At 72.3% G+C, this 14,137-nt stretch carries 11 protein-coding genes and 1 pseudogene; 7 read left to right on the top strand and 5 right to left on the bottom strand.

Annotated features, from left to right (window positions below):
* Positions 1–194 precede the first annotated feature (194 nt).
* Positions 195–1,571 carry a cryptochrome/photolyase family protein gene (locus tag ACF073_RS31605; RefSeq protein WP_392074850.1) on the top strand — a complete coding sequence of 459 codons (1,377 nt, stop codon included), beginning with the start codon at positions 195–197 and terminating at the stop codon, positions 1,569–1,571.
* 7 nt (positions 1,572–1,578) lie between these two features.
* On the opposite strand, the gene ACF073_RS31600 is transcribed toward ACF073_RS31605, so the two are convergent.
* Positions 1,579–2,619 (bottom strand): MerR family transcriptional regulator, encoded by a 1,041-nt coding sequence (locus tag ACF073_RS31600; protein ID WP_392074849.1) that lies wholly within the window; start codon positions 2,617–2,619, stop codon positions 1,579–1,581.
* A gap of 181 nt (positions 2,620–2,800) precedes the next feature.
* Between ACF073_RS31600 and ACF073_RS31595 the strand changes: the two genes are divergently transcribed.
* Both ACF073_RS31595 and ACF073_RS31590 read left to right on the top strand, forming a co-directional pair.
* Positions 2,801–3,439 carry a sigma-70 family RNA polymerase sigma factor gene (locus ACF073_RS31595; protein WP_392074848.1) on the top strand — a complete coding sequence of 213 codons (639 nt, stop codon included), beginning with the start codon at positions 2,801–2,803 and terminating at the stop codon, positions 3,437–3,439.
* A gap of 92 nt (positions 3,440–3,531) precedes the next feature.
* Complete coding sequence (locus ACF073_RS31590) at positions 3,532–3,966, top strand: SPW repeat protein (protein ID WP_392074847.1); 435 nt, start codon at positions 3,532–3,534, stop codon at positions 3,964–3,966.
* Between the two features lie 122 nt (positions 3,967–4,088).
* On the opposite strand, the gene ACF073_RS31585 is transcribed toward ACF073_RS31590, so the two are convergent.
* Complete coding sequence (locus ACF073_RS31585; RefSeq protein WP_392074938.1) at positions 4,089–4,856, bottom strand: ArsR/SmtB family transcription factor; 768 nt, start codon at positions 4,854–4,856, stop codon at positions 4,089–4,091.
* A gap of 72 nt (positions 4,857–4,928) precedes the next feature.
* Entirely contained in the window at positions 4,929–6,362 is a 1,434-nt protein-coding gene (locus ACF073_RS31580) for an APC family permease (protein WP_392074846.1), read from the bottom strand.
* A gap of 115 nt (positions 6,363–6,477) precedes the next feature.
* Between ACF073_RS31580 and ACF073_RS31575 the strand changes: the two genes are divergently transcribed.
* Together ACF073_RS31575 and ACF073_RS31570 are read left to right on the top strand one after the other, a co-directional pair.
* The gene (locus tag ACF073_RS31575) at positions 6,478–7,662 is read left to right on the top strand and encodes an ROK family protein (protein ID WP_392074845.1); all 1,185 of its coding nucleotides are present in this window, start codon (positions 6,478–6,480) and stop codon (positions 7,660–7,662) included.
* A 106-nt stretch (positions 7,663–7,768) separates the two neighbouring features.
* Entirely contained in the window at positions 7,769–10,483 is a 2,715-nt protein-coding gene (locus ACF073_RS31570) for a sugar-binding domain-containing protein (protein ID WP_392074844.1), read from the top strand.
* A gap of 63 nt (positions 10,484–10,546) precedes the next feature.
* On the opposite strand, the gene ACF073_RS31565 is transcribed toward ACF073_RS31570, so the two are convergent.
* On the bottom strand, positions 10,547–11,995 hold the full coding sequence (locus ACF073_RS31565; RefSeq protein WP_392074843.1) for a hydrolase: 1,449 nt from the start codon (positions 11,993–11,995) through the stop codon (positions 10,547–10,549).
* 228 nt (positions 11,996–12,223) lie between these two features.
* Between ACF073_RS31565 and ACF073_RS31560 the strand changes: the two genes are divergently transcribed.
* Entirely contained in the window at positions 12,224–12,487 is a 264-nt protein-coding gene (locus ACF073_RS31560) for a GlsB/YeaQ/YmgE family stress response membrane protein (protein ID WP_392074842.1), read from the top strand.
* A gap of 10 nt (positions 12,488–12,497) precedes the next feature.
* Here the strand turns inward: ACF073_RS31560 and ACF073_RS31555 are convergent.
* Positions 12,498–12,866 (bottom strand): annotated as a pseudogene (locus tag ACF073_RS31555) (GNAT family N-acetyltransferase); the annotation flags it as partial.
* On the opposite strand from ACF073_RS31555, the gene ACF073_RS31550 reads away from it, so the two are divergent.
* A complete protein-coding gene (locus ACF073_RS31550; RefSeq protein ID WP_392074841.1) occupies positions 12,754–14,112 on the top strand; it encodes a DUF4158 domain-containing protein in 1,359 nt (452 codons plus the stop codon). The pseudogene ACF073_RS31555 and the gene ACF073_RS31550 sit on opposite strands and share 113 nt — an antisense overlap.
* Positions 14,113–14,137 lie beyond the last annotated feature (25 nt).

Genomic DNA, 14,137 nt, shown 5'->3' with positions numbered 1-14,137 from the left:
CCCGGCGGGAAGTGATCCCGGAGGGGGGCCACCGATGCGAAGGACCCGCGTGCGATGCACCACGACTCGACGGACCCGCTCCGTACGGCACGCCCGTGCCGCCGGGCCGGCAGCGCCGTCCGCCGGGCCGCATCCGCCGGGCCCCTCGCGCCGGAACTGATCGACGTCCGCATCCCTCGTCCCGGAGCCGCGCCATGTCCGTCTCGGTCGTCCTGTTCACCGCCGACCTGCGTCTGCACGACCATCCGCCCCTGCGGGCCGGGCTGGACGGCCGCCGCCAGGTCGTCCCGCTGTTCGTCCGCGACCGGGGCGTGGCCGCCGCCGGGTTCGCCGCGCCCAACCGGCTGGCGTTCCTCGCCGACTGCCTGCGGGATCTGGACGCCGGGCTGCGCGAGCGCGGCGGACGGCTGGTGGTGCGCTCGGGTGACGTCGTCGAGGAGGTGTGCAAGGTCGCCGCGGAGGCGGACGCCGACGAGGTGCACATGGCGGCCGACGTGAGCGCCTACGCCCAGCTGCGCGAGCGGCGGCTGCGGCGCGCGCTGGAGGCCGGGGGGCGGCGGCTGCACGTCCACGAGACCGTCACCGGGGCGGTGCCCCCGGGCGCGGTGACCCCCGCCTCCTCGGACCATTTCGCGGTGTTCACGCCGTACTTCCGGCAGTGGTCGGGGCAGCGGCTGCGGGGCGTCCTCGACGCGCCCCGCTCGGTCCGGGTCCCGGCGGGCATCGGGTCCGAGGAACCGCCCCGCCGGGCCGGGTCGCCGGGGCTCTCGCCGGAGCTGGCCGAAGGCGGCGAGCGGGCGGGCCGCAAGCGGCTCACCGCCTGGCTCCGCTCCGGCGTCACCGCCTACGCGGACCTGCACGACGACCTGGCCGGGGACGCGACCTCCCGGCTCTCGCCGCACCTGCACTTCGGCACGCTGTCCCCCGTGGAGGTGATCCACCGGGCCCGCCGGGTGGGCGGTCCGGGCGCGGAGGCGTTCGTACGGCAGGTGGCCTGGCGGGACTTCCACCGCCAGGTGCTCGCGGCGCGGCCCGGCGCGGCCGACGCCGACTACCGGACCAAGCACGACCGCTGGCGGTCCGAGCGCACGGCCCGCGACGACATCGAGGCCTGGCGGGAGGGCCGTACCGGCTATCCGGTGGTCGACGCGGCGATGCGCCAGCTGCGCCAGGAGGGGTGGATGCACAACCGGGCCCGCCTGCTCACCGCGAGCTTCCTGGCCAAGACGCTGTACGTCGACTGGCGGGTCGGGGCCGGGCACTTCCTGGACCTGCTGGTCGACGGGGACGTGGCCAACAACCAGCTGAACTGGCAGTGGGTCGCGGGCACCGGCACGGACACCCGTCCGAACCGCGTCCTCAACCCGGTGACCCAGGCCAAGCGGCACGACCCCGAAGGCGCGTACGTACGGCGCTGGGTGCCCGAGCTGGCGGACATCGCGGGCGCGGCGGTCCACGAGCCGTGGAAGCTACGGGGTTCGGACAGGGCGCGCTGCGAGGCGTATCCGGATCCGGTCATCGACCTCGCCGACGGCCTGGCCCGCTTCAAGCGCGCCCGGAGCCGCGACTGAGCCGCGGTCACGGAAGCGAGGAGGACAGCGCGCTGTCGTAGCCCGTCGTCAGGATGTCGACGGCCTCGGCGAGGGCGGTCGGGCGGAGCATGCCGCGGCTGGGGCGGCCGGACCAGCCGGGGCCGCCGAGCAGCGTCAGCGGCTGCGCGCGAGCCCCCTTGACGCCCCACTCCATGGCGGCGACGTGCTCGGCCAGCGGCGGATTCGCGGTGGAGCGCGCCTGTGCCCAGAGCATCACGGCGGCCGGGCCGAGCCGCCGTACCGCCGGGAGGAGCGCCTCCACCGGAACCGCGGCGCCGAACATCCGGGTCGGGACGCCGCGCCGGCTCAGCGCCGCGTCGAGTGCCTCCAGGGCAAGGGTGTGCTGTTCGCCGGGGACGCAGGCCAGGAGCACGGGGCCCGGTCCGGCGGACCCGGCGGTCGTCGTGGGCCGCCGGGTGTGCCGGCGCAGTGTGGTGGACACCTGCCAGGACAGCAGGTGCTCCACCGCGACGTACCGGTCCCCCGCCGAGGCCCATCTGCGGCCCACTGCGTGCAGGGTCGGCACCATGATCTCCTGCCACGCGGCCAGCAGTCCGTACCGGGTCATGGCGCCCTCCAGCCGCTCCCCCACGGCCCCGGCGTCGAGCCGGACGGCGGCGCGGCCCAGGCCGCGGGCCGCCAGCCGGACCTCGTCGGGGGACACGCCGTCCGGCACGGCGAGGGCGGCGCCGTTCGCCGGCCGGGGCGGCGCGGGTGCCAGGTCCGCCGGGTGCCGGGCTGCCGTCCGGGCCGCCCCTTCCCGCGCGGCCCTGGCCGCTTCGGCGGCCTCGGCGGGCGGCACGCCGGACGCGGTCAGCCGGCACATCGTCTCCAGCATGCGTACGTCCTCGGGGGTCCATCGCCGGTGCCGGCCGTCGGCGCGGGCGGCGGGCCCCATGCCGTAGCGGCGGTCCCAGCTGCGCAGGGTGGTGGGCGAGACGCCGAGCCGCCGGGCCAGCCCACCGGTCGTCAGAGCGGGGTCACCGGTGCCGGGCCGCGGTGGCCCCGGGGCTTCACTCGCGTGCATGCGGGGACGATACGACGCAGAAGCGATGCGAGTTGTCGGTTCGTCACACCGAATCACACGATGAAGGTACGGGCGGCGCCCCGGAGGGGCCCGCCTGCGAAGGAACCGCCCCGCAGGAGCCGCCCCGGGGGAGCCGCCCCGCAGGAGCCGTCGAGCAGGACATCGTGAGGGAGCCGTCGCCATGAGCCCGCATCCGACCGCCGGCGGCGGGGTGCCCCGCCCGGCGGTCCCGGCCGGCCCCGCTGCCGGGCCGTCCCCGTGGCCCGACGCCGAGGAGTGCCGCAGCGACGAGCACCTCGTCGTGGGGCTGGCGGCCGGCGACGACGCCTGCCTCGCCGTGGTCCACCGGCGCTGGTCGGGGATGGTGCGCGCGCTGGCGTGGCGCACGCTGGGCGATGCCGCCGAGGCCGAGGACGTCCTCCAGCAGGTGTTCCTCGGTGTCTGGCGGGGCTGCGCCGGTTACCGGCCCGAGCGCGGGACGGTGGCCGGGTGGATCACCGGCATCACCCGTCGCAAGATCGCCGACGCCCTCGCCGCCCGGACGCGCCGGGGCGAGCTGCTCGCGGCGGCCGGCGCCGCCCTGCCGCCCGGCGGATCCGCCGCCGACCGCCCCGAAGCCGCCCTGGACCGGGTCCTCGTCCGGCAGGAGCTGGCCCGGCTCCCCGCACCCCAGCAGCGCGTACTGCGGCTGGCCTACTACGAGGACCTCACCCAGAGCCAGATCGCGGAGCGGACCGGGTGGCCGCTGGGCACGGTCAAGAGCCATGCGCGCCGAGGTCTGCACCAGTTGCACCGCAACCTGCGTCACCCCTACACATAAAGAAGAAATAAGGGCAAAATGGACTATGTGCGGCCCCTCGCCGCACGCCACACCAGACGCGGTCTGGCCTGCGAAATCAAAGGAGACGACTGATGGCCAACTTGCACAGGGGTGACATTGCGAGCCACCCCGATGTCTCCGAAATGCGGGACCGCTACGCCCGCATGCTCGGCGGTCGTGATGTGGCGCTCGTGGACGGGCCGGTGTTCCTGCTCGGCCTGTACTGCGCCGCGTCTCCCTGGATCGTGCACTACACGGCGAGCCAGCCGGCGCTCGTGACCCACAACCTGATCATGGGCATCGCGATAGGCCTGCTGGCACTGGGATTCACCCGGGCCCCCGAGCGGATGTACGGCCTGAGCTGGGCCATGTGCGCCCTGGGTATCTGGATGATCATCGCCCCGTGGGTCGTCGGCCGCAATCCGGACGCGGGCGTCATCATCAACAACATCGTCATCGGAGCCTTGGCCCTGGCCCTCGGACTGATTTGCGCCGGTACGGCGGCGAAGAGCAACCCCAGGCCGTAGAAGAGGAGACCGAGGAAGGGAAGACAGGAAGAGCGCGGGCCGGTCCGCCTGAGCGGACCGGCCCGCGCCTGCCGCCTGTCGCCTGCCCTCTCCCGCCGTCCTCGTCCGCCGCCCTCGTCCGCTCAGCGGGACGGCACCAGCCACGGCTCCTGCGGCAGGGCACGGCCGGTCTCCAGCAGCGACTTGAGGTTGGACAGCACGGCCGCCCAGCCGGACGCGACGTCCGAGCGCTCGCCCTCGTCGTTGAGGTCCTCGTGCAGCACGGTCAGCCGGACGATGTCCTCGTGCGGCTGGATCTCGAAGGTGACCCGGGAGTGGCGGTCCTCCCGCCCCTCCTCGTCCGGCGCGGCCCAGGTGGTCACCAGCCGGGTCGGCGGCTCGCTCACCACGACCCGGCCGACCACGTCGGCGACGCCGGAACCGTCGGTGCGCACATGCTCCCAGCGCGAGCCCGGCTGCCAGTCGGAGACATTCCGGTGTCCCCAGTAGGCGGCCGTCAGGTCGGCGTCGGTGAGCGCCTCCCAGACCTTCTCGGGTGTGCTCGCGATGTAGGTGACGTACACGAAACTGGGCTTGTCCGTCATGGCTTCCTCGGCTCGTCGCTTCACGGCACCGAGCGCGCTCAGGCGCGGGCGCTCGAACTTGTCGATCCACCGCTCCTGGATCTCATGGAGCGGTACGGGGTTGAGGTAGTGCAGCTTCTCCCGCCCCCGCCGCACCGTGCTGATCAGACGGGCGGCCTCCAGGACGGCCAGGTGCTGGGTGACCGACTGGCGCTTCATGTCGATGCGTTCGCACAGCTCGCCCAGGGTCTGGCCGTTGTTCTCGTGGAGCCGGTCGAGCAGCTGCCGGCGGGTGTCGTCGGCCAGTGCCTTGAAGACCTTGTCCATCCCGGTGTCGTCCTCCGATCGCACACTCAACGTTATGCAGGTAATCGCCTGCACGTCAAGTGACGCCCTCCCTCACGTCAGCTCAAGGGCCTGGTGCTCCTCCCCGGTCTCCTTCGAGCCGAACGGCCACACCTGTTCGAGCCGCGCCCAGACCAGGAAGGCCACGCCGCCGAGGGCCAGCCAGGCCAGGGACCATTCGATGGGATGGCGGCCCGGGGAGTTCTTGTCGGCGTACCCGTAGATCACGCACCAGCCGGTGAAGGCCACGACGCTGGGCACGGGGTAGAGCCACATCCGGTACGGGCGGGGCAGCGCCGGCTGCCGTCTGCGCAGCACGCTCAGCGCGATGATCTGGGCCAGCGCCTGGACGATCACCATCACCGTGGTGAGCAGCTGGATCAGGGTCGCGAGATCGGTGTGGCGGCCGATCAGGAAGCCGACGGCGGTGATCACGCCCATGGTGGCGAGGCCCAGCACCGGGAAGCGGTGCTCGGGGTGCAGCTTCCCGTACGGGCGGAAGAAGACCCGGTCGCGCGCGGCGTCGTAGGGCACCCGGGAGCCGCCGAGCAAGCCCGCGAAGACGGAGGCGAACGCGGTGATCAGGATCAGCACGGTCACCACGTCGGCCGCGCCCTTGCCCCAGGTGTCCTCCAGCACCACGGCGGCCACCGAGGTGGACGCGATGTCGTGCGGATCGGTCATCCGGTGCCAGTCGACGACGCCGAGGGTGCCGATCTGGAGCAGCAGATAGATCCCCATGATGCCGAGGATCGAGAAGAGGACGGAGCGCGGCAGCGTCCGTCCGGGGTCCTTGATCTCGGCTCCCATGTAGGCGGTCGTGCTGTAGCCGAGGTAGTCGTAGACGCCGATGGTCAGTCCGGCGGCGAAGCCCAGCCAGAAGCGTTCACCGGTCAGGTCGAAGGCGCCCGCCGGGTAGGTGAACGCCAGGTGCGCACTGAAGTCGGTGGCGGCGGCGGCGATCACCAGCACCACGGCAGCGATCATCACGCACCACATCACGGCGGTGATCCGGGCGATGTGCTCGATGCCCCGCCACAGCAGGACGACCACCAGGGCGATCACACCGAGGCCGATCAGGTCGCCGGTGTGCTGCCCCAGGCCGGGGGCGAGATAGCCCAGGTACTGGACGAAGCCGACCACGCCCGTGGACATGGTCAGCGGGATGAAGAGCATCGCCGTCCACACGAACAGGAACGGCATGAGGCGTCCGGTGCGGTACTGGAACGCCTGGCGCAGGTAGACGTAGCTGCCGCCGGAGCCGGGCATGGCGGCGCCCAGCTCGGCCCAGACCAGCCCGTCGCACAGCGACAGGATCGCGCCCGCGACGAATCCGATGACCGCCTGGGGGCCGCCGAACGCGGCGACCATCAGCGGGATCGTCACGAACGGACCGATGCCGCACATCTGGCTCATGTTGATCGCCGTGGCCTGGAACAGGCCGACACGGCGGACGAAACCACCCGTGGGTGGCGGACTACCGGACATGGGGACTCCTGACGCAGCGGGCGCTCCGCGGACCCGGCGGGCCGACTGGCCGATAAAGTTAAGGAGCCTTACTAGAGGCGTCAAGTATGCGTCAGGAATGCACGAGAATGGTGCGATGTCCGCCAGCGATGCCATAGAGCAGCACGAACAGCCCTGGAACCGCCAGCGCCTGCGCAGCACCAACGAGCGGCTGCTGCTGGACCGGCTGCGCGGCCACGGCGCCGCCTCGCGCGCCCAACTGGCCCGCGAGACGGGCCTGTCGAAGCCGACGGTGTCCAGCGCGCTGGCCTCGCTCGCGGCGGCGGGCCTGGTGCACGAGGTCGGCACCCACGCCCCCGAGCGCGGTCGCACCGCCGTGCTCTACGCCCCCGATCCGGCCGCCGGGTACGCGCTCGGTGTCGACATCGGCCGGAGCTGGCTGCGCGTGGCACTGGCCGACCTGGACGGCACGATCGTCGCCCGCTCCGACGTACGCAACCGGGCCCGCGCCTCCGCGGCGCTGGCCGGCCTGGTCGTGGCCACGGCCCGCCAGGTGACGGAGAACTCGGGCGTGGAGCCGGCCCAGGTGGTGCACGGGGTGGTCGGCACGCCGGGGGTGTACGACGAGAAGCAGCGGCGGGTGCGGTACGCGATGCACCTGCCGGGCTGGGGGCGGGCCGGGCTCATGGACCGGATACGCACGGAGCTCGGCGTACCGCTGGAGGTGCACAACGACGCCAATCTGGCGGCGCTCGGCGAGTACACGTACGGCGTCGGCGCGGGCAGCCGGCTCTTCGCGTACATCCTGATCGGCACCGGTCTCGGGATGGGCATCGTCGGCGAGGGGCGGCTGTTCACCGGCGCGCACGGCCTCGCCGGCGAGATCGGCTTCCTGCCGTGGCGCGGCCGGCCGAAGCCGGAGCGGCTGGAGGACGCGGTGTCGGGGGTGGCCGTGGTGGAGGCCGCCCGGCAGTTCGGGATGCGCGGGCAGCTCACGGCGAAGGCCGTGTTCGACGCGGCCCGGCAGGGCGAGCCGGCCGCCGTGCGGGCCGTGGAACTGGAGGGCGAGCGGATCGCGCACACCGTGGCGGCCGCCGCCGCGGTGCTCGACCCGGACCTCGTGGTGCTCGGCGGCGGCGTCGGCCACAGCGTGGACCTGCTGCTGCGGCCGGTGCGGGAGCATGTGCGCGCGCTCACCCCGCTGCGCCCCAGGATCGCGCCGAGCCGGCTGGGCGAGGACGCCGTCCTGCTGGGCGCGGTGGCCGTCGCGCTGGACACGGCCCGGGACCTGGTGTTCGAGCGCCGGACGGCCGGAACCTGATCCGCGCAACGGCCATCGCGGCGCGGGTCGTTGACAGGCCCCGGGGCGCCCCCTAGCGTGAGCGAGGTTAGTAAAGTTTCCTAACTTTACGAGGCTGGAGACCGCCGTGTTCCCTCGCCCCGCCCGCCGGCTCCCCACCGCCGCCGTACTCCTCGCCCTGGTCGGTGCTCTCGCCACGGACGCCTGGGCCGGCCCCCGGGACACGGCCGGTCCGCATGGCACCGCCCGGGTCACCCAGGTCCCCTCCGCCGCCGGGACCGCCACCCCGCTCTCCGGCTTCGCCGTCCAGTCCACGGCGAAGGTGAGCGACTCCGCGGCGTCCGTGTCCTCCCCCGGCTATCCGGCGTCCGGCTGGTACCCGGCCGGCCCCCGCTCCACCGTGCTGGCCGCACTGCTGGCGAACGGCGTGTACGCCGACCCGTTCCACTCCACCCAGCAGCAGAAGATCGCGCGGACCGACTTCGAGGTGCCCTGGTGGTACCGCTCGGACTTCACCGTCGAGGACACCGGGCAGCGCACCTTCCTCGACTTCAGCGGTGTCGTCTCGGCGGCCGACGTCTATGTCAACGGCCGTCAGGCGGCCCCGGCCGCCGACGTCACCGGTGCCTACACCCACCACGAGCTGGACATCACCGAGCTGGTCCGGGCGGGCGCGAACACGGTCGCCTTCCGGGTCCGGCCCAACGACCCGAACAAGCACCTGACCATGGGCTGGCTGGACTGGCTCCAGCCGCCGCCCGACCGGAACATGGGCCTCGTCCGGGACGTCCTGGTCCGCAGGGGCGGCCCGGTCGCGCTGCGGGACGCGCACGTGGTGACCGAGCTGGCGGTGCCGTCGCTCGCCACCGCCGACCTGACGGTGAAGGCCCAGGCCCGCAACGACACGGGCACGGCGGTCACCGCGGAGGTCGGCGGCAGTGTCGGCGGTGCGGAGTTCGGCACCACGGTCTCGCTCGCCGCGCACGAGACGAAGACGGTCACCTTCTCCCCCGCCGACACCCCCGGCCTGCGCCTCACCGACCCGCGGGTGTGGTGGCCGGCCGGGATGGGCGGACAGCCGCTGTACGACCTCGACCTCACCGTGACCGTGGACGGCACGGTGTCCGACACCGCGCACCAGACCTTCGGCATCCGCGACGTGCAGGCGCCGGTCGGCTCCGACGGCGCCCGCCAGTACCGGGTCAACGGCCGCAAGCTGCTGGTCAAGGGCGGCGGCTGGTCCCCGGACGAGTTCCTGCGCTGGGACCGCGCCTATGTCGAGGACCGGCTGAAGTACGCCGTCGACCTGGGGCTGAACACCATCCGTCTGGAAGGCCATCTGGAGCCCGACGAGTTCTTCGACCTGGCCGACCGCCACGGCGTGCTCACGCTGCCGGGCTGGGAGTGCTGCGACAAATGGGAAGGCGAGGTGAACCCCACCGGGTCCGGGGAGAAGTGGACGGACGCCGACCACGCCGTCGCGAAGGCGTCCATGGCCGCCGAGGCCGCCCGGCTGCGCCGCCACCCGAGCGTGCTCTCCTTCCTGATCGGCAGCGACGCCGCCCCCGACGCGCGGATCGAGAAGGACTATCTGGACGCCCTGCGGGCCGCCGACTGGCCGGTCCCCGTGGTGCCCGCCGCCTCCGACGCCTCCTCGCCCCAGCTCGGCGCGTCGGGCATGAAGATGACCGGCCCCTACGACTGGGTGCCCCCCGGCTACTGGTACGCCAAGCGGGAGGGCGGGGCCACCGGTTTCAACTCCGAGACCAGCGCAGGCCCGAGCATCCCCACCCTCGACACCCTGCGCCGGATGATGACCCCCGCCGAACTCGACACCCTCTGGAAGGACCCGGGCGCCCGGCAGTACCACCGCTCGCCGTCCTCCGTCTTCGGCACGCTCAAGATCTACGACAACGCCCTCACCGGCCGCTACGGCGCCCCCACGGGCCTCACCGACTACGTGCGCAAGGCCCAGCTGGCCCAGTACGAGAACGTCCGCGCCCAGTTCGAGGCGTACGGGCGCAACGCGGCCGACGCGGAGAAGCCCGCCACCGGGGTCATCCACTGGATGTTCAACAGCGGCTGGACGTCCCTGCACTGGCAGCTGACGGACCGCTATCTCGACCAGAACGGCGCGTACTTCGGCGCGAAGAAGGCGAACGAGCCGCTGCACGTCCAGTACTCCTACGACAACCGCTCGGTCGTCGTGGTGAACAACCGGCACGCCGCCGAGCAGGGCCTCACCGCGCGGGCCACCCTGTTCGACCCCGACGGCACACAGAGGTACGACAAGACCGTCACCGGTGTCGCGGTGGACGGGGACGGGGCGCACGCCACTCCGCTCACCCTGCCCTCCTCGGTGAGCGGGCTGGCGCGGACGTACCTGCTCCGCCTGGTGCTGACGGACGCGTACGGCACGGAGGTGAGCCGGAACGTGTACTGGCTCTCCACCCGGCCCGACACCCTCGACTGGAACGGCACCACCTGGTACTACACGCCGACGACGAGCTACGCCGATCTCAAGGGGCTCTCCTCGATGGCGCGGGTACCGGTGTCGGCGACGGCGGCCACGCGCGCGTCGGACGGGACGTCGACCACGACGGTGACCCTGCGCCACTTCGGGAGCGGGCGGACTCCGGCACTGCTGACGGACGTCCACCTCGTCGACGCGCGGGGCAAGCCGGTGCTGCCGGTGCGCTGGTCGGACAACCAGGTGAGCCTGTGGCCCGGCGAGTCGGTGACACTGACCGCCACCTTCCGCACGGCCGATCTGCACGGCTCGGCACCGGGCGTGCGGGTCTCCGGGTGGAACACCCCGGAGACGACGGTGCCCGCGGCCTGACAGCGGGGACCACGGGAGAGGGGGGCGGGCCGGCGCGGCCCGCCCCCCTTCCTCCTCCTCGGCTCAGCCGACGTCGAGCGCCGCGTCGTCGATGACGAACGACGTCTGGAGGGTGGAGCCCTCGGTGCCGGTGAACTTGATCGTGACCGTCTGGCCGGCGTACCCCGCGAGGTCGAAGGTGCGCTGGGTGTAGCCGCTCGCGGCGTTCAGGTTCGAGTAGGTCGCGAGGGTCGACAGGACCGTGCCCCCGCTGTTGAGGACCTGCGCCTTCAGTGTGTCGTAGGCCGTCGAGGTGGTCGTCTCGGCGGTGTCGACATGGAGGTAGAAGCTCAGCTTCGCACTGGTGCACCCGGCGGGGACGGTGACCGTCTGCGCGAGGGTGTCCGTGCGGGCCGAGCCGTAGCCGTCCAGCCATGCCTTGTAGGTGCCGGTACGGGCGGCCTCGCCGCTGTCGCTGGTGATCACGCCGCTTGACGCGGTCCAGGAGCCGGTGCCGGACTCGAAGCCGGGGTCGGCCAGCAGCTGTGCGCCGGTGCAGCTGCCGCCACCGCCGCCGCCCCCGCCGCTGGTGCCGGCGCCGGCCAGCCAGGCGGTGGCGTTCAGGGCGAGGGCCGCGTCGGTGGCGCTGGAGTCGTTCCAGCCGTCGTACAGGGTGTTGCCCGACTGGCCGGTGCCGTCGTCGATCGGCGAGCTGTCGCCCCAGAAGGCCACCCGGCCGCTGCCGAAGGTGCTGGTGGCGAAGAAGGCGCCGGTGTTGCCGGAGTAGCCGGTGCGGTAGAGCAGGCCCTTGACACCGGAGTTGTCGGCGGGCTTGAGGGTGGCGGTCGTGCCACTGGCGATGAGGCTCTTGGTGACGGTGCCGAAGGCGCCGTGCAGCACCGGGTCGGTGCTGTCGCTGATCGCCGACGGGTGGTCCGAGCCGATGCTCAGCGAGTCGACGGAGAAGCCGAACGGGTCGGTGGAGTCGACGCTGTTGTTCGTCATCAGGTCGTTGAAGATCTCGACGGCGTCCTCGCCGTCGTTGTTGCGGTCGGAGCCGGTGTGGTCGGAGATCATGAAGAGACCGCCGCCGTTCTTCACGAAGTTCATGATCGCCGTCTTCTCGGCGGTGGTGAACAGCGTGTTCGGCTCCGGCAGGACCAGGGTGTCGAAGTGCGACAGGTCGGTCGCGGACGTCCCGCCGTAGCTGAGGGCGGACCCCGACGGCTGGGTCTTCAGGCTGTAGGAGCCGGTCTTCTGCAGCGCCACGCCCCAGGAGGACAGGGCGCCGGTCCAGTCCGTCTCGGCGGACGGGGTGGAGTCCTGGCCCAGCGGGTCGGGCTGGCTGGTGGAGACGATCCAGTCGGCGTTGCCGGCCGTCTCCGCGTGGGCGTTGTCGAACAGGACGCGGTGCGTGGTCGCCGCGTGGGCGGGGGCACCGGTGCCGACCTGGAGCGCGGCTCCGGTGACGAACAGCCCGAGGCCGGCGAGGGCAGTGGGGACAATGCGGCGGGATCTCCTGGATCCGAGCATCCGTCGAACCTCCATGAGGGGTGGGGAAGAGGCAGTGCGGGCGCCAAGTCTGCGCGCGTAGAACCCGCTTGAGGGTTCTACACGCGTCGAATGGTTGAAAGGTACATGGCATGACGGGGCGGTGAACAGAGGCTTCCGCCGGCGGTGGCGGAGTGGTTGCGCGCACCGGGGGCAGATTTCACCTCAGCGGGGGGTGCCCCCGGCTGGAGCGGCTAAGAGGGGAAGCACATGGAGATTTCAGGCGTCGTCAGCGCCATCGTGATCGGTCTCGTCATCGGTGTGCTCGGCCGGCTCGTGGTCCCCGGGCGGCAGCGCATCGGCGTGCTGTGGACCGTCGTCGTGGGCATCGTGGCCGCGCTGCTGGGCTCGGCGATAGCCGCCGGGTTCGGGGTCGCGGACACCGACGGGCCCGACTGGGTCGAGTGGTTCATCCAGATCGCCCTCGCGGCGGTGGGGGTGGCCGCGCTGGACCGGGGCCGGGCCCGGCGCTGAGTCAGTTCCCCTAGCGGTAGGGCGTCGTGGTGCTCAGCGCGTGGACGCCGACGCGGGCCAGGATCGGGCGGCTCATGGGCGAGGCGTCGACCTGGAGGTAGCGATGGCCGCGGTCGGCGGCGACGCGTGCGCGGTGGACGCCCCGGCCGCGCCACCGCGCGACGACGCCGCCGCCCCACGGTCCGGCGAACGCGGCGCCGGGCACCGGCTCCGTCCGGGCGGAGCCGACGGGTCCGGTACGGGCGAGGGCGACCACGGCGACGACCGTGCCCGGCTCGGCCGCGAGACGGGCGAGCAACCGGTGCCGCGGCCGGCCGCAGTCGGTGCCGGACACCCGCTCGTGGACGTCCACGACGAGGCCGACACCGGCCGGGTCGGTCCTGGAGTCCTGGCTCAGACACCAGCCGCAAAGCAGGTCGCGGGTAGCCGGACGAGTCCCGTCTCCCCGTCCTGGGCGTCGTCGTTGGTCTGATCTAGTGATCGAGGCCAAAGGGGCGGCCGTGCGGCAAGAATGGTCGCCAGAGGAGCTGTTGGCGAACTGGACGCTGGTAGACGGCGACTGGGACCTGGTGGCGAACAAGAGCGGGACGACCCGGCGCGGCTTTAGCCTCTTGCTGAAGTTCTTCGATCTGGAGGGCCGGTTCCCCGATGTGCTGGAAGAGGTCCCGCCGGTCGCGGTGGAGTACGTCGCCAATCTAGTGAAGGTCCCGGCCACCGACTTCGCGAAGTACAGGCTGGTCGGCCGGACTGTCGAGTACCACCGCAAGCAGATCCGTGAGGCTCTGGGCTTTAGGCCCTCCACGGTCGCGGACGAGAAGGCGCTGGCTGAGTGGCTGGCTGTGGAGGTCTGTCCGGTCGAGCTGGTGGAGGACCGGCAGCGCGAGGCCCTGCTGATCGAGTGCCGGGCACGGAAGATCGAGCCGCCGGGCCGGACCCGGGTCGAGAAGGTCCTCGTCGCGGCGCGTGGCAAGTGGGAGAAGACGTTCTGCGCTCACACGATCGGCCACCTCGGCGAGGCGGGCACAGCCAGGCTGCTGTCCTTGGTGGCCGAGGACAACGAGGCGGGTACCGCGCTGCTGGCCGCGCTCAAGCGCGACCCGGGCGCGGTCGGCCTGGCCTCTTTGCTGACGGAGATCGCCAAGCTCAACGACGTGCGCAAGCTCGGACTGCCCGACGGGCTGTTCACGGACTGCTCGGAGAAGCTGGTGGCCGCCTGGCGGGCACGGGCGATCAAGATGTACCCCTCGGACTTCCGCGACACGGCTCAGGACGTACGGATCACCCTGCTCGCGACGCTGTGCTCGTCCCGTCAGGCGGAGATCACCGATGCCCTGGTCGATCTGTTGGTCGCACTGGTCCACAAGATCAACGCACGGGCCGAGCGGCGGGTGGAGAAGCAGCTCACCGCCGAGCTGAACAGGGTACACGGCAAGGAGGGCATCCTCTTCAAGCTGGCGACAGCCGCCGTCGACAAGCCCGACGATGTCGTACGCCGGGCCCTGTTCCCGGTGGTCGGGGAGAGGACGCTGCGTGAGCTGGTGGCCGAGGCGAAGGCGGACGAGAAGGACTTCCGGGTTTCATCGACCGGGCGCCCGACTCCCGAGCCGGCCTTTCAAGTGGTCTGATTCAGATACGGAGCTACGGTCGCTG

Origin of the sequence: Streptomyces sp. NPDC015171 (assembly GCF_043079545.1) — a bacterium.
Lineage (GTDB): Bacteria > Actinomycetota > Actinomycetes > Streptomycetales > Streptomycetaceae > Streptomyces.
Note: the sequence above shows the minus strand (reverse complement) of the source record. Positions and strands in the feature narration are given on the sequence as shown.